The organism is Methylibium sp. T29-B, assembly GCF_000576225.1.
Taxonomy (GTDB): Bacteria; Pseudomonadota; Gammaproteobacteria; order Burkholderiales; family Burkholderiaceae_C; genus Methylibium; species Methylibium petroleiphilum.
This window is the reverse complement of the sequence record NZ_AZSN01000069.1, coordinates 1-20081: the sequence shown is the minus strand read 5'-3', so window position 1 is coordinate 20081 and position 20081 is coordinate 1. Positions and strand designations below refer to the sequence as shown.

The following is a 20081-nucleotide window of genomic DNA, read 5'->3' as shown; positions in this document are numbered from 1 at the left end:
CCGTGCCGGCGCTGCGGGCGCAAGCCGCGGCCAGGCCTCCGGCCGAGGCGCTGGCCGAGCTGCCAGGCGCACGCCTGCAGGGCAGCGGCCGTCTGCGCTACTTCGGCCTGCACATCTACGACGCCCGGTTGTGGGTGGGCCCCGACTATCCCGCCACCGCCCCCAGCCGGGAGGACTATGCGGCGCACCGCTTCGCGCTCGAGCTCGAGTACGCCCGCTCGCTCGACGGCGAGAAGATCGCCGAGCGCTCGATCGACGAGATGCAGCGCGCCGGCCCGCTGCCCGACGCTCAGCGACAGGGCTGGCTGGCCTTCATGACGACGACCTTCCCCAACGTGGTGGCCGGCTCCCGGATCACCGGGGTGCACCGGCCGGGCGAGATGGCGCGCTTCTACTTCAACGGCCAGCCGGCCGGCGAGCTGCGCGACCCCACATTCGCGCAGCGCTTCTTCGGCATCTGGCTCGGTCCGCAGACCTCGCAGCCGGCGCTGCGGCGATCGCTGCTCGGGGACACGCCATGAGCGAGCGGGCCATGGCAGCGCTCGGCCTGCCGCCCGCCACAGCCGGGCTGGCTTCGTCCGGCGACGGCCTGCGCTACGGCGCCCTCGGCCTGCCGCTGGCCTTCGTCGCACTGCCGCTGTACGTGCTGCTGCCGAACCACTACGCGGCGCAGTTCGGCGTGCCGCTGGCCGCGCTCGGCGCCGTGCTGCTCGCCGCGCGTCTGCTGGACGCGCTGGCCGACCCCCTGATCGGCCGCTGGGTGGACCGGCTGTTCGCGCGGAAGGTCCTGTCAGCGTGGTGGGCCGCCACGATCGCGGCGCTGGTGCTCGCGACCGGCTTTCGAGCGCTGTTCTTTCCCGCCGTCGAAGGCACGGCGGCCCTGCTCGCGTGGTGCTCGATCGGTCTGGTCTTCACCTACCTGGGCTACAGCGTGGTCTCGGTGGTCCACCAGGCCTGGGGGGCACGGCTCGGCGGCGACGAGGCGGGCCGCGCCCGCGTGGTCGCGTGGCGCGAAGGGGCCGCGGTGGTGGGCGTGCTGATCGCCAGCGTGCTGCCGTCGGCGTCCGGCCTGCAGGCCACCACGCTGGTGTTCGCGGTGCTGCTGCTGGCCGGGCTGGCGCTGCTGCGGCAGGCACCAAGGGCGGTGCTTCGCCCTCCTCTGGCCACCGGTGGCGCCGCATCGGTGCAGCCGTTTCGCGTGACGGCGTTTCGACGCCTGCTGGCGATCTTCATCGTCAACGGCATCGCCAGCGCAGTACCGGCCACGCTGGTGCTGTTCTTCATCCGCGACCGGTTGCAGGCACCGGCCTGGGAGCCGGCTTTCCTGGCGGCGTACTTCGCGGCCGGCGCGCTATCGATCCCGCTGTGGCTGCGCAGCGTCGCCCGCTTCGGCCTGGCGCGCAGTTGGCTCGCCGGCATGGGGCTGGCGATTGCCACCTTCGGCTGGGCCGCGACGCTGGGCGCCGGCGACACGCTCGGCTTCCTCGCGGTGTGCATCGCCAGCGGCGCGGCGCTCGGCGCCGACCTCACGCTACCCGGCGCGCTGCTGACCGGCGTGATCCAGCGTGCTGGCCACGCCGGCCACGGCGAGGGCGCCTACCTCGGCTGGTGGAACTTCGCGACCAAGCTCAACCTCGCGCTCGCCGCGGGCGTGGCCTTGCCGTTGCTGCAGGCCACGGGCTACGAGACCGGTGCGCGAGACCCCCAGGCGCTCGCCGCGCTGAGCTTCGCCTACTGCCTGCTGCCGTGCGCGCTGAAGCTCGGCGCCGCGCTGCTGCTGTGGGCGCTGTGGCTGCGCCACCCCGACGCTGGAGATTTCGCATGAACAAGCGCACCCTGCTGGCGGCCGTCGGCGCCACCGTGGCACTCGCGGCCACCGGCGGCCTGACCGGCTGCGCCGGCCCGACCGTCGCAGACTACGCCGCCGAGCAGCCGACGCTCGACCTCGCCCAGTACTTCAACGGCACGCTCGACGCCCATGGCGTGTTCACCGACCGCTCGGGCAAGGTCGTCAAGCGCTTCCGCGTGGTGATGAAGTGCAGCTGGCAGGGCCACGACGGCGTGCTCGACGAGGACTTCACCTACAGCGACGGCACGAAACAGCGCCGCGTCTGGCGCCTGAAGAAGCTCGACGGCGGCCGCTACACCGGCACCGCAGACGACGTGAGCGGCGAGGCACAGGGACAGGCCGCGGGCAACGCCTTCAACTGGCGCTACACGCTGCGCCTGCCGGTGGACGGCAGGGTCATCGACGTGCAGTTCGACGACTGGATGTACCTGATGGACGAGCGCGTGATGCTGAACAAGGCAGTGATGAGCAAGTTCGGTGTCCGCCTCGGCGAGGTCACGTTGTCCTTCTACAAGCGCTGAGCCTCCGTGTCCCTGAATCCCCCCCTTACCGAGTGGTCCGGCCAGCTCGCCTGGCTGGTCGGCGCCTCCAGCGGCATCGGTCGCGCCACCGCGTCGGCGCTGCATGCGCAGGGGGCGACCGTGGTGGTGTCGGCCCGCAAGGCGGCGGACCTCGAGCGCTTCGTGCAGGAGCATCCCGGCAGCCATGCGGTGGTGCTCGACGCGACCGACCGTGCCGCGATGCAGGCCGCCGCGCGCCGCGTGCGGGGCCTGATGGGTCGTATCGATCTCGCGATGTACTGCGCGGGCCACTACAAGCCGCAGCGCGCCACGGCCTTCGACCTCGACGAGATGCTGCTGCACCAGCAGGTCAACTATGTCGGCGCGCTGCATCTGGTCGACGCGGTGCTGCCCGGGCTGCTCGAGCAGGCCGCGGCCGGCTCGGGAGGGCACTTGAGCCTGGTCGGCAGCGTGGCCGGCTACCGCGGACTGCCGAACTCGCTGGCCTACGGGCCGACGAAGGCGGCGCTGATCAACCTGGCGCAGACGCTCTACCTCGACCTGCACGCGAAGGGCATCGGCGTGTCGATCGTCAACCCCGGCTTCGTCGAGTCGCCGCTGACGGCGCAGAACGACTTCGCGATGCCGGCGCTGCTGACCCCCGAGCAGGCGGCGCAGGCCATTCTCGCGGGCTGGGCCTCGGGCGTCTTCGAGCTGCACTTCCCGAAGCGCTTCACGCTGTGGATGAAGTTGCTGAGCCACGTGGGTGACGGCCTGTACTTCAAGGCGGTGCGCCGCGCCACGGGTCTGTGATGTCCGCATCCACCGACGACTCCCGCGTCGCACGCGTGATCGCACGCTTCGAGCACCTCACCCGCGCGGACCTGCCGCGCCTGGGCGAGATCTACACCGAAGGCGCGCTGTTCAAGGACCCCTTCAACGAGGTCGAGGGGCAGGCTGCCGTGCAGGCGGTGTTCGCCCACATGTTCGACGCGCTCGACGAACCGCGCTTCGTGGTGCGGGACGTCATCGTGCAAGGCGACCAGTGCCTGCTGACCTGGGACTTCCTGTTCCGCTTCAGGCGCTACCGCTACGAGTTGCAGACGGTGCGCGGCGCCTCGCACCTGCGCTTCGCCGCCGACGGCCGGATCGCGCAGCATCGTGATTACTGGGATGCCGCCGAGGAGCTGTACGAGAAGCTGCCAGCGATCGGCGTGCTGATGCGCTGGCTCAAGCGCCGTGCCAGCCGCTGAGGGACCGCCGGTTCAGGGACCTCGGGTCCGGCACGCATGCGCAGTGCCACGGCGATCACGCTGACGGCGAGCGCGGCCAGCCAAAGCGACTGCCCCGGCACACCGCAGCGTTCGAGCATCAGGCCGCTGACCGCCGGCCCGACGGCGCCGCCGGCGGTGTAGCCGGTGATCATCGCTGCGGTGCCGGCGATGGTGGAGCGACCGGTGAACTCGTGCGCCACGCGGACCATCGTCAAGGTGTAGAGCGCGCCGCCGATCGCGCCCCACAGGAAAGCCGCCACCCAGAACAACGCGGCCACGCGGGGTGCCAGGCCGAAGGCCAGCACCGACAGCAGCAACAAGGCACCGGCGACGCCGAACACCCGCCGCACCGGCGCGTGGTCCGCCAGCCAGCCGGCCGGGTACTGCAGCACGAAGCTGCCGACGCCCAGCGCGCCGGCGATCGACGTCGCCACGCCGAGCGACATGCCGAGCTGCGACCCATAGGCCGCGGTGATGCCACCGAGGCCCGCCTCGAACACACCACCCGCGAAGGCAATCCACACCAGTGCCGGCCGCGCCCGCAGCGCGGCCCGCAGGCTGTCGCGGCCGCCGCCGGTGTGCGAGGCCCGCAGACGGCCGACCGCGGGGCCGGCCGTGACCCCCAGCGCCAGCGCGTAGATGGCGGCGGCGCCCCACAGCAGCAACCGTGTGCAGAGGCTGCCCCGCGGGCAACAGCCATTGCAGCGCACCGGGCAGCAAGGGACCGACCGCGAGAGCTGCGCCCAGCGCGGTCTGGTACATCCCGGTGAAGCGGCCGCGCCGGGCCGGCGGCGCGTTGAAGGCGATCAGCGCCTCGGTGCCGTTCCATTCGGCCGCCGCGCCCAATGCGCCGAGCACCGACCAGCAACACCAAGCGAGATAGCTGTCGGTCAGCGCATAGCCCGCCAGTGACAGCACGCCCAGCACCAAGCCGCCCCGGTAGGCGCGGATCACGCCGAGGCGCGCGAACACGCGCGGCATCACCGGGATCATCGTCGCCACGGTCAGGAAGGGCAGCATCGCGAACAGGCCGATCGCGCCAGCGTTCACACCCCGGCGCTGAAGCGTCACGGCGAGCACCGGGTTGACGACGCTGAAGGCCAGCACCACCAGCGTCGTGCCCGCCCCGATGCGCCAGAGCCCGCGGCCCACGGGAGCATCGGAGCTCATCGCGTCTCACCGGCAGCGCGGAGACCCCGCGCCGCCATCACAGCCAACCCTTGCGACGGAAATACCAGAACGGCGCGATCACCGACGCGACCATCAGGCCCAGCGCGTACGGATAGCCCAGGCTCCAGTCGAGTTCCGGCATCGCCTTGAAGTTCATGCCGTAGATGCTGGCGATCAGCGTCGGCGGCAGCAGCGCGACGCTGGCCACCGAGAACAACTTGATGATCTTGTTCTGGTTGATGTTGATGAAGCCGACGATGGCATCCATCAGGAAGTTGATCTTGTCGAACAGGAAGGCGGTGTGCGAATCCAGCGAGTCGATGTCGCGCAGGATCTGGCGCGCCTCCTCGAACTGCTCGGCATTGAGCAGGCGGCTGCGCATCATGAAGCTGACCGCGCGTCGCGTGTCCATCACGTTGCGGCGGATGCGGCCGTTCAAGTCTTCCTGGCGCGCGATGGCGGCCAGCACCTCGGCGGCGGTCTGGTCGTTCACCTCCGACTGCAGCACGCGCGACGACACCTTCTCCAATTCGTCGTAGATGCCCTCGAGCGAATCGGCCGAGTACTCGGCGTCGGCGTCGTAGAGCTTGAGCAGCACGTCCTTGGCGTCTTCGATCAGCGCCGGCGTGCGGCGCGCCCGCAACCGCAGCAGGCGGAACACCGGCAGGTCCTCGGCATGCACCGAAAAAAGCACCTTGTCGTGCAGGATGAACGCCACGCGGACATTTCGTGTCGCCTCGTCGTGGATCAGGAAGTCGGAGCGGATGTGCAGTTCGCCGTTGTCTTCCTCGTAGAAGCGGGCGGACTCCTCCAGATCGTCGTCGACGATGTTCTCGGGAATGTGCAGTCCGAAGCGACCGGCCAGCCAACCCTTTTCCTCGGGCGTCGGGCTTTCCAGGTCGACCCACACCGGCCGCACATGGGCGAGCGCTGCCGCGCTCTCGATTTCTTCTTGGAACAGCCGCCCATTGGCGAGCGTGAAGACGTTCAGCATGCGAACTCCAACAACCGCGCGGGCCGACGCGCCGCGGATTCGACCCCGGAAGCTGGGCTCGGGGTCGGCTTGGGAAGTGAGATCGAGACCGTCTCACTCCCTGCGGTATCGCGCCACCCGAAGTGGCGCGGAAGCGGTTGGAGTGGACGGTCACCGAGGTGGGGTGGTGTCCAACGGAAGCTCCGACAACGAAACCCAAGGATTATGGCATTCGCGCCAAGGCGCCGAGCCCGCTGCGGCCCGTTTCCGGCTTGGTCATCGGCTTGTCACGCCGCAGCGTCGGGCGCACACTGAACCGGACCGTCGGGGCACGGCATGTCGTGTCCCTGCGTCGCTGGTTTCCTTCTCAACCCTCAGTGAAAGGCGAACTTATGAACCTGACGATCAGCGGACACCATCTCGAAGTGACGCCTTCTCTGCGTGAGTATGTACTTACAAAGCTAGATCGGGTCACTCGACATTTCGATCAGGTCGTCGACATCAATGTCCTGCTGAGCGTCGAGAAGCAGAAGGAGAAGGAGAAGCGGCAGAAGGCCGAGGTCAACGTGCACGTCAAGGGCAAGGACATCTTCGTCGAATCGGCCCACGAAGACCTGTACGCCGCCATCGACGAGCTGATGGACAAGCTCGACCGCCAGGTCTGCCGCCACAAGGACAAGGTGCAGGACCACCACCACGCCTCGGCCAAGCGCCTCGATGCACCAGATCTGCAGTAAGCCCACCGCAAGGATCACGGACCATAAAGGAGCGGCCTGCGGGCCGCTTTGTTCTTGCCGATCGGACGGGAAGTCGTTGCCGCACCGCAACCGCAGGCACCTCATCGCGGGGACTGGAGGGCTCGCCTGAGACTCGGGGCCGGCCTCCTTCCTATAATTTGTCACTCGTTTGTTGCGAAGCGCTGGCCAAGGCCCCTCTCGTCGAAACCGGCGCTGCCCCTAGATGAACCGTCTCTCCGCCATCCTGCCCGCCAGCAACGTGCTGGTGGATGTGGACGCCACCAGCAAGAAGCGCGTGTTCGAGCAGGCGGGCCTGCTGTTCGAGAACCGGCACGCGATCGCACGGGCGACGGTCACCGACAACCTGTTCGCCCGTGAACGCCTGGGATCCACCGGCCTGGGACATGGCGTGGCCATCCCGCACGGCCGGATCAAGGGGCTGAAGAACCCGCTCGCGGCGGTGATCCGCATGCAGCAGCCGATCGGTTTCGACGCACCGGACGACGAACCTGTGTCGCTGCTGATCTTCCTGCTGGTGCCCGAAGCGGCCACACAGCGACACCTCGAGATCCTCTCGGAGATTGCCGAACTGCTGTCGGACCGGGCCCTGCGCGACAAGCTCAAGGCAGAGCCCGACGCCGCCAAGCTCCACGAGTTGATTGCCAACTGGGAACCGCTGAAGTCGGTCGCGTGAGCGACCTGCCGGTCCCGGGTCGAACGGTGCAGCGGGCTTGCATCGGGGGCGATGCCATGAAGCAGCCCCAACCCGCTCGTCTTGCGACACCGAATCCGCGCGTGCCTTGCTGCGCAACGGCTGGCGCGATCCGAGGCGGTCAATGAAGCCCCAATCCGTTCGTTCTGCAGCACCGCGTCCGCGCGTGCCTTGCTGCGCAACGGCTGGCGCGATCCGAGGCGGTCAATGAAGCCCACCGTCATCAGCGCAGAAGCGCTGTTCGAGGCTCACCGCACCGCGCTGCGCTGGGAATGGCTTGCCGGCCACGCCCACCCGGAGCGCCGCTTCGACGAGGTCGCGGTGCGCGATGCCCAGTCGGCCGCCGACCTGGTGGGCTACCTGAACTACATCCACCCCTATCGCGTGCAGATCGTCGGGCGACGCGAGGTGCGCTACCTCGTCGACGTTCCCCCGGAAGACCAGGAACGTCGCATCTCGCGCATCGTGACGCTGGAACCGCCGGTGGTGATCGTGGCCGACCAGCAGACGCCGCCGGACCGGCTGGTCGCGATGTGCGAACGCGCCGACATCCCCCTGTTCGTGACCGAGGAATCCGCCGGCCATGTGATCGACGTGCTGCGCGCCCACCTGAGCCAGCACTTCGCCGACCGCACCACGCGGCACGGCGTGTTCATGGACATCCTCGGCCTGGGCGTGCTGCTGACCGGCGAGTCCGGCCTGGGCAAGAGCGAACTCGGCCTGGAGCTGATCTCGCGCGGCCACGGCCTCGTGGCGGACGACGCAGTCGACCTGTACCGGGTGTCGCAGACGGCCCTGGAAGGCCGCTGCCCCGACCTGCTGCTGAACCTGCTCGAGGTGCGCGGGATCGGCCTGCTCGACATCAAGGCGATCTTCGGTGAGACCGCGGTGCGTCGCAAGATGCGCCTCAAGCTCATCGTGCACCTGGTGCGGAAGGAGACGATGGAGCGCGACTTCGAACGGCTGCCCTACGAGCCGCTTTACGAAGACGTCCTCGACGTACCGGTGCTGAAGGCGGTGATCGCGGTCGACGCCGGCCGCAACCTCGCCGTGCTGGTCGAAGCCGCAGTGCGCAACACCATCCTGAAGCTGCGCGGCATCGACACCTACCAGGAGTTCATCGCCCGCCATCGCATCGCGATGGAAGGCGACGAACCGATCTGAACGTCGGTCAGCGCGGCGAGTTGCTGCCCTTGCAGCCGTCGCGCCCGCAGATCACGTAGAGCGCGAGCGAGTGGTCCTGCAGCTCGTAGCCTCGCTCGCGGGCAATCTGCAGCTGGCGCTTCTCGATCTCGGCGTCGTAGAACTCCTCGACCCGCCCGCACACGACGCACACCAGATGGTCATGGTGCTTGCCCTCGTTGAGCTCGAACACCGACTTGCCCGACTCGAAGTGATTGCGAGACAGGATGCCGGCCTGCTCGAACTGCATCAGCACCCGGTAGACCGTGGCCAGGCCGATGTCGGAACCGTCGGCCAGCAAGTGCTTGTAGACGTCCTCGGCCGTCAGGTGGCGCACCGCCGAGGTCTGGAACACCTCGAGGATCTTGAGGCGCGGCAGGGTGGCCTTGAGTCCGCTGCTCTTGAGGTCTTCGGCATGGGTGGTCATCGGCAGGTCCTCGGGGCAGGTGGGCTCCACTAGAATTCTTGGATCATATCGAGCCTGCGGCCCTGGTGCGGCGGGCACCCCGTCGCTCTCGCAGCGGCCCGCCTGCTGCACCGATGTCCATGCCTTCCTCGCCCCATCTCCGTGCCCTGTGCCTGCTGCTGGCGTCCGTCGTGCTCGGCGGCTGCAGTTCCATGCGCTCCACGTCGGACCGCCTGTTCGGGCTGATCACCCCTTATCGCGTCGAGGTTGTTCAGGCAACGTCGTGACGCAGGAGATGGCTGCTGCCGTCAAGCCCGGCATGACGCGGGCGCAGGTCCGTGACACCCTGGGGTCACCGCTGCTCGCCGACATCTTCCACGCCGACCGCTGGGACTACGTGTTCACGATCCGGCGCCCGGGCGCAGCCTACCAGCAGCGCCGCGTCACCGTGCTGTTCGATGGCGACACGATGAAATCCTTCGAGGCCGACGAACTGCCGAGCGAGCGCGACTTCGTGTCGTCGATCGACACCAAGAGCACGAAAGGCGCCAAGGTGCCGACCCTGGCCTTGAACGACGAACAGCTCAAGGCGCTGCCGATGCCCGCCAAGGGCAGCATCCCGGAGCCGAACAGCGCGCCGCAGGGCCCGGCCCGCGACTACCCGCCGCTGGAGGCGACGCCGTGAAGGCGGTGGCCGCGGCTGAACGGCGCCGCATCGCGATCGCCGGTGCGTCGGGCCGCATGGGCCACATGCTGATCGAGGCCGTGCTGGCCTCGGACGACTGTGTGCTGGCGGGCGCGCTCGACCGGCCCGACAGCCCCCAGCTCGGGCAGGATGCCGCCGGTTTCCTCGGCCAGCGCAGCGGCGTGATGATCACCGACGACCTGCGTACCGGGCTCGCGAACGCCCAGGTCCTGATCGACTTCACGCGCCCCGAGGGCACGCTGGCCCACTTGCAGGCCTGCCGCGAGCTCGGCGTGCAGCTGGTGATCGGCACCACCGGTTTCGACGAGGCCGGCAAGGCTCGCATCTCCGAGGCCGCGCAGCACATCGCCATCGTGATGGCGCCCAACATGAGCGTGGGCGTGAATGTGGTTCTGCAACTGCTGGCCACCGCCGCCAAGGCACTGAGCCAGGGCTACGACATCGAGATCATCGAGCCCACCACCGCCACAAGGTCGACGCCCCCAGCGGCACCGCGCTGAAGATGGGCGAAGTGGTGGCCGACGCGCTGGGCCGCGATCTGAAGTCCTGCGCGGTCTACGGTCGCGAGGGCGTCACCGGTGAACGCGATCCGTCGACGATCGGCTTCGCCACCGTGCGCGGCGGCGACATCGTCGGCGATCACACCGTGCTGTTCGCCGGCACCGGCGAGCGCATAGAAATCACGCACAAGTCCAGCAGTCGCGCCACCTATGCCCAGGGCAGCCTGCGCGCGGTGCGTTTCCTCGCCGACCAGCAGCGCGGCCTCTACGGCATGGAGGCCGTTCTGGGCCTCGTGGCGACGTGACCAGCGGTCTCGTGCACTTCTGGTCCGAGGGTGACGCGATCACCCGCCTCGTCGCCGCGCTGCTGTTGCTGATGTCGGTCAGCGCGTGGGTGCTGATCTTCTGGAAGTCCTGGCTGCTGCGCCGGGTGCGTGCCGACCTCGCGCGCGCCGTCCCGGCGTTCTGGGCCGCGCCCGATCTGGCGGCAGCCCGCACGCAGTTGCAGATTTTCGATCGCGAGGCGGCGCTGGTGCCCCTGCTCGACGCCGGGCTGCAGTCCGCCCGCGGTGGCACGCTCGAGGCCGCCGGCGCGCGCGCCTCGCAGCTCACGCGCCGCCTGCGCGACGCCTTGCACGGCGTGCTGATGCAACTGCAGTTCGGCCAGGTGCTGCTCGCGTCGATCGGCGCGACGGCGCCCTTCATCGGCCTGTTCGGCACCGTCTGGGGCATCTACCACGCGCTGCTCGGCATCGCCGCGGCCGGCAACCTGAGCATCGACCGCATCTCCGGCCCGGTCGGCGAGGCCCTGGTCATGACGGCCGCCGGCCTCGCGGTCGCGATCCCCGCGGTGCTGGCCTACAACGTGTTCGGCAAGCTGGTCGGCGCCTGCGAGGCCGAACTCGAGGGCTTCGCCCACGACCTGCGCGAGATGCTGCTCGACGACGCCTCGGCGCCCCGCCCGGGCACCGAGCGAGGCTGAACCGTCATGGCCTTCGGTCGCCTGGAGCGCACCGCGCTGCCGCAGCCGATGAGCGACATCAACATGACGCCGCTGATCGACGTGATGCTGGTGCTGCTGGTGATCTTCATGATCAGTGCCCCGCTGATGACCTCGAGCCTGCGCCTCGACCTGCCCCGGGCCGATGCCGCAACGCCCAGCGACACGCCCAGCTTCGTCAGCGTCGCGCTCACGCCCGACGGCGCACTCCATTTAGGCGACGAGGCCCTGGCCGACGCCGCCTTCGACGCCCGCATCCGCGAAGCCGCCCGGCGCCAGCCCGGTCTGGAGGTGCAGTTGCGCGCCGACCAGTCCGTGCCCTACGGCCGCGTGGCCGCGCTGATCGGCCGACTGCAGAGCGCCGGCCTCAACCGCATCGCCTTCGTCGCGCAACCCACCGAGGCCGCGTCGCCTTCCTCGAACTGAGCGCCACGGCACGCCCGTCGTCCTCGACGGGTCGCGCCCTAGAATCCATCGACTTTCCCGAGACGGCGCCATCGCAGCGCCCGTGCCCTGCATGAGCACCCCGCATCCAGCCCCCGCCTCCGCTTACGAACCCGGCGCGATCGAAGCCGCCGCCCACGCGCACTGGACTGCGCGCGACGCGCACCGCGTCGTCGAGGACACGAGCCGCCCGAAGTTCTACGCCTGCTCGATGCTGCCCTACCCCAGCGGCAAGCTGCACATGGGCCACGTGCGCAACTACACCATCAACGACATGATGGCGCGCTACCTGCGCATGAAGGGCTACAACGTCCTGATGCCGATGGGCTGGGACGCCTTCGGCCTGCCGGCGGAGAACGCGGCGATCGACAAGAAGGTGGCGCCGGCGCAGTGGACGCGCGACAACATCGCCGACATGAAGTCGCAGATGCAACCGCTCGGGCTGGCCTTCGACTGGTCGCGCGAGGTCGCCACCTGCGACCCGGGTTACTACAAGTGGAACCAGTGGTTCTTCCTGAAGCTGCTCGAGAAGGGCATCGCCTACAAGAAGACACAGGTCGTGAACTGGGACCCGGTCGACCAGACCGTGCTCGCCAACGAGCAGGTGATCGACGGCCGCGGCTGGCGCAGCGGCGCCCCGGTGGAACGGCGCGAAATCCCGGGCTACTACCTCGCGATCACGCAGTACGCCGACGAACTGCTGGCCAACGTCGCCGACCCGGCCAGCCCCGGCTTCCTGCACGGCTGGCCCGAGCGCGTGCGGCTGATGCAGGAGCACTGGATCGGCAAGAGCGCCGGCGTGCGCTTCGCCTTCCCGCACGAGATCCGCGACGCCGACGGCACGTTGGTCGGCGACGGCCTGATGCACGTCTTCACGACGCGTGCCGACACCATCATGGGCGTGACCTTCTGCGCGGTCGCACCCGAGCACCCGCTGGCGACGCATGCCGCTGCCTCGGACCCGGACCTCGCCGCCTTCATCGAAACCTGCAAGGCCGGCGGCACGACCGAGGCCGAACTGGCCACCAAGGACAAGGAAGGCCGGCCGACCGGCTTGTTCGTGAAGCATCCGCTGAGCGGCGCGCCGGTGCCGGTGTGGGTCGGCAACTACGTGCTGATGGGCTACGGCGACGGCGCCGTGATGGGCGTGCCGGCCCACGACGAGCGTGATTTCGCGTTCGCCAAGAAGTACGGCATCGATATCTTGCAGGTGGTGCACGTCGACGGCGAACACTTCAGCTACGACCACTGGCAGGACTGGTATGCCGACAAGCAGCGCGGCGTGACCATCAACTCCGGCAACCTGAGCGGACTGAGCTACCCGGTGGCGGTCGACGCGGTGGCCGCGGCGCTGGCCGCTCAGGGCCTGGGCGACAAGAAGACCACCTGGCGCCTGCGCGACTGGGGCATCAGCCGCCAGCGCTACTGGGGTACGCCGATCCCCATCATCCATTGCACCGGATCGGGACCGGGGTCCGACAACCCCGGGTGCGGCGACGTGCCGGTGCCCGAGCAGGACCTGCCGGTGCTGCTGCCCGAGGACCTGATCCCCGACGGCTCGGGCAACCCGCTGAACAAGAGCGCCGCCTTCCTGAACGTGGCCTGCCCGAAGTGCGGCGCCCCGGCCAAGCGCGAGACGGACACGATGGACACCTTCGTCGATTCGTCGTGGTACTACATGCGCTACTGCTGCCCCGACAGCGACGCGGCGATGGTCGACTCGCGCAACGACTACTGGATGCCGATGGACCAGTACATCGGCGGCATCGAGCACGCGGTGCTGCACCTGCTGTACGCGCGCTTCTGGACCAAGGCGATGCGCGACTGCGGGCTGGTCAAGTTCGACGAGCCGTTCACGAAGCTCTTCACCCAGGGCATGCTGCTCAACGAGTCCTATTACCGCGAGGACGCCTCGGGCAAGAAGCGCTGGTTCTACCCCAGCGAAGTGGAGGTGCAGTTCGACGACAAGGGCCATCCGGTCGGTGCGATCGCGCGCGAGGACGGCCAGCCGGTGCAGCTGGGCGGCATCGAGAAGATGTCGAAGTCGAAGAACAACGTGGTCGAGCCGCGCGACATCATCGCGAAGTTCGGCGCCGACACGGCGCGCCTGTTCACGATGTTCGCCGGCCCGCCGGACCAGAGCGCCGCGTGGTCGGACTCGGGTGCCGAGGGCAGCTTCCGCTATCTGCGCCGGCTGTGGGCCTTCGCGACGAAGCAGCGCGAGGCAGTGCAGGCCGCCGGCACCGACTTCGCCGACGCCTCGCGCGCCGCCATCGACCTGCGGCGCGACGTGCATCTGCTGCTGCGCCAGGTGAGCCACGACTACGACCGCCTGCAGTACAACACTGTCGTCTCCGGCGCGATGAAGCTGCTCAATGCGCTGGAAAGCGCCGCGCTCGCCGACACCGCCGCCGACCGCGCGGCGCTGCGCGAGGGCCTGGGCATCCTGTTGCGTGCGCTCTACCCCGCCGCGCCGCACATCGCGCACGCGCTGTGGCAGGACCTCGGCTACGCCGCGGCCCACGGCGACCTGCTCGACGCGCCCTGGCCGGAGGTCGACGAACAGGCGCTGGTGCAGGACGAGATCGAGCTGGTGCTGCAGGTCAACGGCAAGCTGCGCGGTGCGCTGAAGGTGCCCGCGTCGGCCGACCGGGCGGCGATCGAGGCCGCTGCGCTGGCCAGCCCCGAGCTCGCGAAGTTCGCCGAGGGCCGCACGCCGAAGAAGGTGGTGGTGGTGCCCGGCCGGCTGGTCAACGTGGTGGTGTGAGCCGCATGTCGCCTCTGCACCGTCGCACCACGCTGAAGGCCGCGTTCGCGCTGTCGGCCCTTGCCTTGTCCGGCTGCGGTTTCCAGCTGCGCCGCCCGCCGAAACTGAGCTTCTCGACGGTGCAGCTGGTCGGCTTCCCGCAGCGCTCGCCGTTCACCGAGCAATTGCGGCGCAGCATCGAGGCCAGCGGCACAACGCGCGTGGTCGAGTCGCCGGCCCAGGCCCAGGTGGTGCTCGAGGCGCTGGAGGACGTGCGCGACAAGTCGGTCGCCGCACAGACTGCCGCCGGACAGGTGCGCGAGTTCACGCTGCGCACGCGGCTGCGCTTTCGCTTGCGCACGCCGGGCGGGCGGCTGCTGATCCGCGACACCGAGTTGCTGCTGAGCCGCGACATGAGCTACAACGAGACCAACGCACTCGCCAAGGAACAGGAAGAGGCCATGCTCTACCGCGGCATGCAGAGCGACATCGTCGACCAGGTGATGCGCCAGCTCGCCGCCGTGCCGGCCCCTTAGGCTCGCAAGCGCATGCAGATCAAGCCCGACCAGCTCGATGCGCATCTGAAGAAGGGCCTGCGTCCGCTGTACACGCTGCACGGCGACGAGCCGCTGCTGGCGCTGGAGGCGAGCGACGCCATCCGCGCCGCGGCACGCGATGCCGGGCACACCGAGCGCGAGGTGCACCACGTCGCCGGCGCGCACTTCGACTGGAGTTCGCTGCTCGGCGCGGCCAGCTCGATGAGCCTGTTCGCCGAGGCCAAGATCGTCGAGATCCGCATCCCGTCGGGCAAGCCGGGCAAGGACGGGTCGCAGGCGCTCCAGCACTATTGCGAACACCTGCCCGAGGGCGTGGTGACGCTGGTCACGCTGCCGCGGCTGGACCGCCAGCAGTCGGGCAGTGCCTGGTTCGGCGCGCTGGAATCGGCCGGCGTGACGCTGCGCCTCGACCCGGTGGAACGTCAGGCGCTGCCGCAGTGGATCGCGCAGCGCCTCGCGGCGCAGAACCAGCGCGTCGCCGCCGACGAGGAGGGGCAGCGCACGCTGGCTTTCTTTGCCGACCGGGTCGAGGGCAACCTGCTGGCGGCCCAGCAGGAGCTCACCAAGCTCGGCCTGCTGTACCCGGCCGGCGAACTGAGCTTCGAACAGGTCGAGGCGGCGGTGCTGAACGTGGCGCGCTACAGCGTCTTCAAGCTCGGTGAAGCGGTGCTGGCCGGCCAGGTCTCGCGCGTGCTGCGCATGCTCGACGGCCTGCGCGCCGAGGGCGAAGCTGCCGTGCTGGTGCACTGGACGCTGGCCGAGGACATCCGTGCATTGCGGCGCTGCAAGGACGCCGTCGCGGCCGGCAAGCCGCTGCCGATGGCGCTGCGCGAGAACCGCATCTGGGGCCTCAAGGAACGCCTCTTCGAGCGCGCGCTGCCCCGGCTCGGCGACGGCACGATCGACCACCTGATCGAGGCCGCCCATGTCTGTGACGGCCTGGTCAAGGGTCTGAAGCACCCGCAGTGGCCGCAGGACCCCTGGATCGGCCTGCAGCGGCTGGCGCTGCAGCTGGCGGGATCGATGCAGGCGGCCCAGCTGCCGCGCGGCACCCCGTCGCAGCGGCTCGTTCTGCAGGCCTGAGGCGTCGGGTCGCCGCGCCTTCAGGACGTCCGCGCGCGGCCGATATCCCTGGCTGACACCCCATTGCTCGCGCTCGCGCATCATGCGCGCCGGCCGGCCCGGATCGGCCGCCATCGCCTCCTGCCCGTCCATGAAGCCTCTGCACCGCCGTTTGTCCGGATTGCCCACCCTGCTCCTGCTGCTGGCCGGCCTGCCGGCTCATGCCGTGCCGCTGGTGATCACGGTGACCGACGAAGAGGGCACGCCACTGGCCGACGCCGTGGTGGCGGTGCAGGTCAAGGGCACCCCGCCCACCGCACCCCCCGGGGTCAGCGCCGAGCTGGGCCAGAAGAACAAGCGCTTCACGCCTGCGGTGCTGGCGGTGCAGACAGGCACCGCCGTCAGCTTCCCGAACTTCGACACGGTGCGCCACCACGTCTATTCGTTCTCGCCGACCAAGACCTTCGAGCTCAAGCTCTACGCCGGCACGCCGGCCGCACCGGTGGTGTTCGACAAGCCCGGCACCGCGGTGCTCGGCTGCAACATCCATGACGCGATGACCGCCTACGTCCGGGTGGTCGACACGCCCTACTTCGCCCGCACCGACAGCGCCGGGCGCGCCCAGCTCGAGCTGCCCGCGGGCGACCACCAGCTGCAGACCTGGCACGCGCTGCTGGGTGTGGACGGGCCGGCACCGGTCCAGCCACTGAAGCTCGGCAGCACCCCCGCCACCGCCGCGGTGAAGCTGGACGCGAAGGCCCCCTGAGATGCCACTGCCGGCCTTCATGACGCCCAAGCGCCTGCAGTTCCGCATCGTCGCGCTGTTCCTGGGCCTGCTGCTGGTGGTGCAGCTGGCCAGCCTGCTGCTGATCGGCAACAGCATCAGCGTCAACGCCCGCAGCGCCGTGAACGCCGAGCTGCGCACCGCCGAGCGGGTGTTCGAGCGCCTGCTGGCGCAGAACGCGGGGCGGCTCACCGATGCAGCGCGGCTGCTGGCGTCCGACTTCGGCTTCCGCGCCGCCGTGGCCAGCAACGACGGCGAGACGCTGGCCTCGGCGCTGGCCAACCAGGGCGATCGCATCGGCGCGAGCCTGGCGGTGTTCACCGATGCCCGCTTCAACCTGAAGGCCGCCACGCACGACGGCGCCGAGCGCTTCCTGCCCACGCTGCGGCAGCTGGCCACGGCCCCCGACGCCACGCAGCGCCTGGTCCTGCTGGACGGCGAGCCCTACCAGCTGGTGGCCGTGCCGGTGAAGGCGCCGCTGACGATCGGCTGGGTCGCGATGGGCTTCCGCATCGAGGCGAGCCTGCTGCAGGAGATGCAGCAGCTGTCGTCGATCGACGTCGCGCTGCTCACGCAGCGCGGCAGCCCGCCGCGCTGGGACGTGCTGCAGTCCACGCTGGACCCGGCGGCCTCGCCGCAGCTCGTCGAGCAATGGCTTCTGGCGCGCGAGACGCAGGCCACCCACCAGATGTCGCAGAAGGAGCGCCACGCCACCCTGACGCTGACCGACGACGGCGGCAGCCGACTCAGCGGCCAGCTGCTGGCGCGCGACATGCCGCTGGGCCGCGAGGGCGAGCCGCAGACGGTGGCCGTGTTGATGCGCTCGCTGGACGAAGCCACCGCGCCCTACCGTCGCCTGCAGTGGATCCTGCTGGCCTTCACGCTGGTGGCGATCGCGGTGTTCGCGGTCGTCAGCGTCTACACCGCGCGCCGCATCACCACCCCGTTGAAGACACTGGCCGGCTCGGCACGCCGGCTCGGCCAGGGCGACTACGAGCAGGCTGTGCCGGCGCGCACGGACGACGAGATCGGCGAGCTGGCGCAGGCCTTCGAGACCATGCGCCTGGCGGTGCGCGAACGGGAAGGCGAGGTGCGCCGGCTGGCCTTCGAGGACGGGCTCACGCAGCTGCCGAACCGCGAGCAGTTCCGCGCCGACCTGCGGGCCGCGATCCAGCACGCACAGGCCCGCAACGAACCGTGCGCGGTGCTGATGCTCGACCTGGACCGCTTCAAGCATGTCAACGACGTGCTCGGGCACCGCTTCGGCGACCGGCTGCTGCAGGAGGTGGCCAAGCGCCTGACGCAGGAGGCACGGCGCAGCAACGACGTGGTGGCGCGCCTGGGTGGCGACGAGTTCGCGATGCTGATGCCGAGCGCCGACATCGCGCTCGCGCTCGGCATCGCGCAGCGCATCCAGCGCGCCTTCGAGCGCCCGATCTCGCTGGACGACCACACCGTCGACCTGGGTGCCGGCATCGGCATCGCCTGCTGCCCCGCGCACGGCGTCGAGGCGGACACGCTGGTCAGCCGCGCCGAGCTGGCGATGTACGCGGCCAAGCAGCACCAGCTCGGCGTGAAGGTCTACGACGCGGCTCTCGACATGAGCAGCGACGAATCGCTGTCGCTGCTGAGCGAACTGCGCACCGCGGTCGACCGCGACCAGTTGCGCCTCTACCTGCAACCCAAGATCTCGCTCGCCACCGGCGCGGTGCTCGGCGCCGAAGCGCTGGTGCGCTGGCAGCACCCGCAGCGCGGCCTGGTGCCGCCGGGCAAGTTCATACCGTTCGCCGAGCAGACCGGCTTCATCCGCGTACTGACCGGCTGGATGATCGAGCGCAGCGCGATGGTGCTGCGCCAGATGAACGCCGGTGCGCCGGCCCTGAAGATCTCGGTGAACCTGTCGACCCGCGACCTGCTCGATCAGGACCTGCCGGCCAAGATGCAGCGCCTGATCGACACCCTGGCGTTGAACCCGGGCTCGATGTGCCTCGAGATCACCGAGAGCGCGATCATGGACGACCCGCAGCGCGCCCTGCAGACGCTGGAGCGGCTGCACGCGATGGGCTTCAAGCTGTCGATCGACGACTTCGGGACCGGCTACTCCTCGCTGGCCTATCTCAAACGCCTGCCGGTCGACGAGCTGAAGATCGACCAGAGCTTCGTCTTCAACATGGAGCGCGATCTCGACGACGCGAAGATCGTGCGATCCACCATCGACCTGGCGCACAACCTCGGCCTGAACGTGGTGGCCGAGGGCATCGAAACGGCCAAAGCCTGGAAGTTGCTGCAGGCGCTGGGCTGCGACGAGGCGCAAGGCTACTTCGTCGCCAAGCCGATGCCCGAGGCCCTGTTCGCCGACTGGATCCGCGACTGGACCGCACCGCAGGTGCAAGCGGTGCGGCTGGACACCGACTTCAGCCGGCTGGCGCTCTGACAAGCCCTAATAGCCGCGCTGGCGATCCACCAGATTCGCCAACGGGCGGCCGGACCGCCAGGCCTGCAGGTTGGCCGCCACCACGCAGGCCGCGCTGCGCGGATCGGTCTGCGCGGCCGCATGAGGCAGCACGGTGACGCGGGGGTGGGACCAGAATGCATGCCCGGCCGGCAGCGGTTCCGTCTGGAACACGTCGAGCACCGCGTGGCGCAGCCGCCCAGCATCCAGTGCGGCCAGCAGGTCCGCCTCGACCACGTGCGCGCCGCGCGCCAGGTTGACGAGGCCGGCGCCGGGCTTCATGCGCGCGAGGCGGGCGGCATCGAACAGCCCGCGCGTGGCGGGCGTCAGCGGCAGCAGATTGAGCACGATGTCGGCCTGCGCCAGCAGCGTGTCGAGCTCGGCCTCGCCGGCATGCGTCTCGATGCCCTCGATGGCGGTCGGCCGCGTGCTCCAACCCCGCACCCGGTAGCCCTGCGCCGCCAGCCGCAGCGAGGTGCCGCGGCCCATCTGCCCGAGCCCCAGCACCGCCACCATCAGTTCGTCGGCGCGGCGTTGACCGTGCGGCGCCCAGCGTCCCTCACCTTGCAGTCGGGCGTAGCGGAAGAAGCCGCGGTGCAGCGCCAGCACCGCCCACAGCGCCGTCTCGGCCATCGCCGCGCTCATCGCCGGATCGACCATGCGCACGATCGGCACGCCTGCCGGCAGCGTCGGGTCGGCCAGCAGGCGGTCGACGCCGGCCCACAGCGACTGGATCAGGCGCAGCCGCGGCAGCCCGGCCAGCGTGCCGGGACGCGGGTTCGCGACGATCGCGACCTCGATGTCGTCGGCAGCGCCCTGGCTCGATGTCAGCAGGTGTTCGCCGGACAGCGCGGCGGACAGCGCCGCGCGCCAGGTCTCGGCTTCGTCGGCACCGACATCGCAGGCCAGCAGCAGGCTCACGGCAGCGCGGCCTCCAGCAGGCGCTGCAGCGCCCGCCGCACGGTCTGCGCGCGGATGCCGGCGCGATCGCCCGACAGCTGCAGCAACTCGGCCCGCGGCGCCTGGC

General features: G+C 69.8%; 21 protein-coding genes and 2 pseudogenes. 18 read left to right on the top strand and 5 right to left on the bottom strand.

Features of this window, described 5'->3' with window-relative positions:
- From Y694_RS12380 to Y694_RS12360, 5 genes are all read left to right on the top strand, one after another.
- Positions 1–521 (top strand): chalcone isomerase family protein (locus Y694_RS12380; protein ID WP_310732236.1); only part of this gene is annotated, 521 nt, incomplete at its 5' end.
- A complete protein-coding gene (locus Y694_RS12375) occupies positions 518–1825 on the top strand; it encodes an MFS transporter (RefSeq protein ID WP_081771277.1) in 1308 nt (435 codons plus the stop codon). The genes Y694_RS12380 and Y694_RS12375, both read left to right, overlap by 4 nt.
- On the top strand, positions 1822–2370 hold the full coding sequence (locus tag Y694_RS12370; RefSeq protein WP_011827832.1) for a DUF3833 domain-containing protein: 549 nt from the start codon (positions 1822–1824) through the stop codon (positions 2368–2370). The genes Y694_RS12375 and Y694_RS12370 overlap by 4 nt, the downstream gene beginning before the upstream one ends.
- A gap of 6 nt (positions 2371–2376) precedes the next feature.
- A complete protein-coding gene (locus Y694_RS12365; protein WP_011827831.1) occupies positions 2377–3162 on the top strand; it encodes an SDR family oxidoreductase in 786 nt (261 codons plus the stop codon).
- Entirely contained in the window at positions 3162–3602 is a 441-nt protein-coding gene (locus tag Y694_RS12360; protein ID WP_036232853.1) for a nuclear transport factor 2 family protein, read from the top strand. The genes Y694_RS12365 and Y694_RS12360 overlap by 1 nt, the downstream gene beginning before the upstream one ends.
- Here Y694_RS12360 and Y694_RS12355 read toward each other — a convergent pair.
- From Y694_RS12355 to corA, 3 genes and pseudogenes are all read right to left on the bottom strand, one after another.
- Positions 3515–4288, bottom strand: a complete 774-nt coding sequence (locus Y694_RS12355) for an MFS transporter (protein WP_036232851.1) — start codon at positions 4286–4288, stop codon at positions 3515–3517. The genes Y694_RS12360 and Y694_RS12355 overlap by 88 nt on opposite strands.
- 49 nt (positions 4289–4337) lie before the next feature.
- Positions 4338–4793: pseudogene (locus Y694_RS27205) on the bottom strand (MFS transporter); the annotation flags it as partial.
- 37 nt (positions 4794–4830) lie between these two features.
- Positions 4831–5787 (bottom strand): magnesium/cobalt transporter CorA, encoded by a 957-nt coding sequence (corA, locus tag Y694_RS12350; protein ID WP_036232848.1) that lies wholly within the window; start codon positions 5785–5787, stop codon positions 4831–4833.
- Between the two features lie 371 nt (positions 5788–6158).
- Here corA and hpf point away from each other — a divergent pair, with 371 nt between their 5' ends.
- The 3 genes from hpf to hprK all read left to right on the top strand — a co-directional run bounded on the left by hpf (position 6159) and on the right by hprK (position 8379).
- Positions 6159–6503, top strand: a complete 345-nt coding sequence (gene hpf / locus Y694_RS12345) for a ribosome hibernation-promoting factor, HPF/YfiA family (protein WP_011827827.1) — start codon at positions 6159–6161, stop codon at positions 6501–6503.
- A 223-nt stretch (positions 6504–6726) separates the two neighbouring features.
- Positions 6727–7197, top strand: a complete 471-nt coding sequence (locus Y694_RS12340) for a PTS sugar transporter subunit IIA (RefSeq protein ID WP_011827826.1) — start codon at positions 6727–6729, stop codon at positions 7195–7197.
- Between the two features lie 225 nt (positions 7198–7422).
- Entirely contained in the window at positions 7423–8379 is a 957-nt protein-coding gene (gene hprK, locus Y694_RS12335) for an HPr(Ser) kinase/phosphatase (protein ID WP_011827825.1), read from the top strand.
- A gap of 7 nt (positions 8380–8386) precedes the next feature.
- On the opposite strand, the gene fur is transcribed toward hprK, so the two are convergent.
- Complete coding sequence (gene fur, locus Y694_RS12330) at positions 8387–8824, bottom strand: ferric iron uptake transcriptional regulator (protein ID WP_011827824.1); 438 nt, start codon at positions 8822–8824, stop codon at positions 8387–8389.
- 113 nt (positions 8825–8937) lie between these two features.
- Between fur and Y694_RS25840 the strand changes: the two genes are divergently transcribed.
- The 10 genes and pseudogenes from Y694_RS25840 to Y694_RS12285 all read left to right on the top strand — a co-directional run bounded on the left by Y694_RS25840 (position 8938) and on the right by Y694_RS12285 (position 19036).
- A complete protein-coding gene (locus Y694_RS25840; RefSeq protein ID WP_231497664.1) occupies positions 8938–9090 on the top strand; it encodes a hypothetical protein in 153 nt (50 codons plus the stop codon).
- Positions 9091–9098: 8 nt separating this feature from the next.
- Positions 9099–9488, top strand: coding sequence for an outer membrane protein assembly factor BamE (locus Y694_RS12325; RefSeq protein ID WP_231497663.1), 390 nt, complete (start codon positions 9099–9101; stop codon positions 9486–9488).
- A 56-nt stretch (positions 9489–9544) separates the two neighbouring features.
- Positions 9545–10314: pseudogene (dapB, locus tag Y694_RS12320) on the top strand (4-hydroxy-tetrahydrodipicolinate reductase).
- Between the two features lie 11 nt (positions 10315–10325).
- Positions 10326–10991, top strand: a complete 666-nt coding sequence (locus Y694_RS12315; protein WP_011827821.1) for a MotA/TolQ/ExbB proton channel family protein — start codon at positions 10326–10328, stop codon at positions 10989–10991.
- A 6-nt stretch (positions 10992–10997) separates the two neighbouring features.
- Positions 10998–11435 (top strand): biopolymer transporter ExbD, encoded by a 438-nt coding sequence (locus Y694_RS12310; RefSeq protein ID WP_036232845.1) that lies wholly within the window; start codon positions 10998–11000, stop codon positions 11433–11435.
- A gap of 91 nt (positions 11436–11526) precedes the next feature.
- Positions 11527–14220: a leucine--tRNA ligase gene (gene leuS / locus Y694_RS12305; protein WP_036232842.1), complete on the top strand. Its 2694-nt coding sequence runs from the start codon at positions 11527–11529 to the stop codon at positions 14218–14220.
- Positions 14221–14225: 5 nt separating this feature from the next.
- Positions 14226–14735 carry an LPS assembly lipoprotein LptE gene (gene lptE, locus Y694_RS12300; RefSeq protein ID WP_036232859.1) on the top strand — a complete coding sequence of 170 codons (510 nt, stop codon included), beginning with the start codon at positions 14226–14228 and terminating at the stop codon, positions 14733–14735.
- Between the two features lie 12 nt (positions 14736–14747).
- Positions 14748–15839, top strand: coding sequence for a DNA polymerase III subunit delta (holA, locus tag Y694_RS12295; protein WP_011827817.1), 1092 nt, complete (start codon positions 14748–14750; stop codon positions 15837–15839).
- A 130-nt stretch (positions 15840–15969) separates the two neighbouring features.
- On the top strand, positions 15970–16584 hold the full coding sequence (locus Y694_RS12290; RefSeq protein ID WP_036232839.1) for a methylamine utilization protein: 615 nt from the start codon (positions 15970–15972) through the stop codon (positions 16582–16584).
- Between the two features lies 1 nt (position 16585).
- Entirely contained in the window at positions 16586–19036 is a 2451-nt protein-coding gene (locus Y694_RS12285; RefSeq protein ID WP_081782233.1) for an EAL domain-containing protein, read from the top strand.
- Between the two features lie 6 nt (positions 19037–19042).
- On the opposite strand, the gene Y694_RS12280 is transcribed toward Y694_RS12285, so the two are convergent.
- Positions 19043–19975 (bottom strand): glyoxylate/hydroxypyruvate reductase A, encoded by a 933-nt coding sequence (locus Y694_RS12280; RefSeq protein ID WP_036232836.1) that lies wholly within the window; start codon positions 19973–19975, stop codon positions 19043–19045.
- Positions 19976–20081 lie beyond the last annotated feature (106 nt).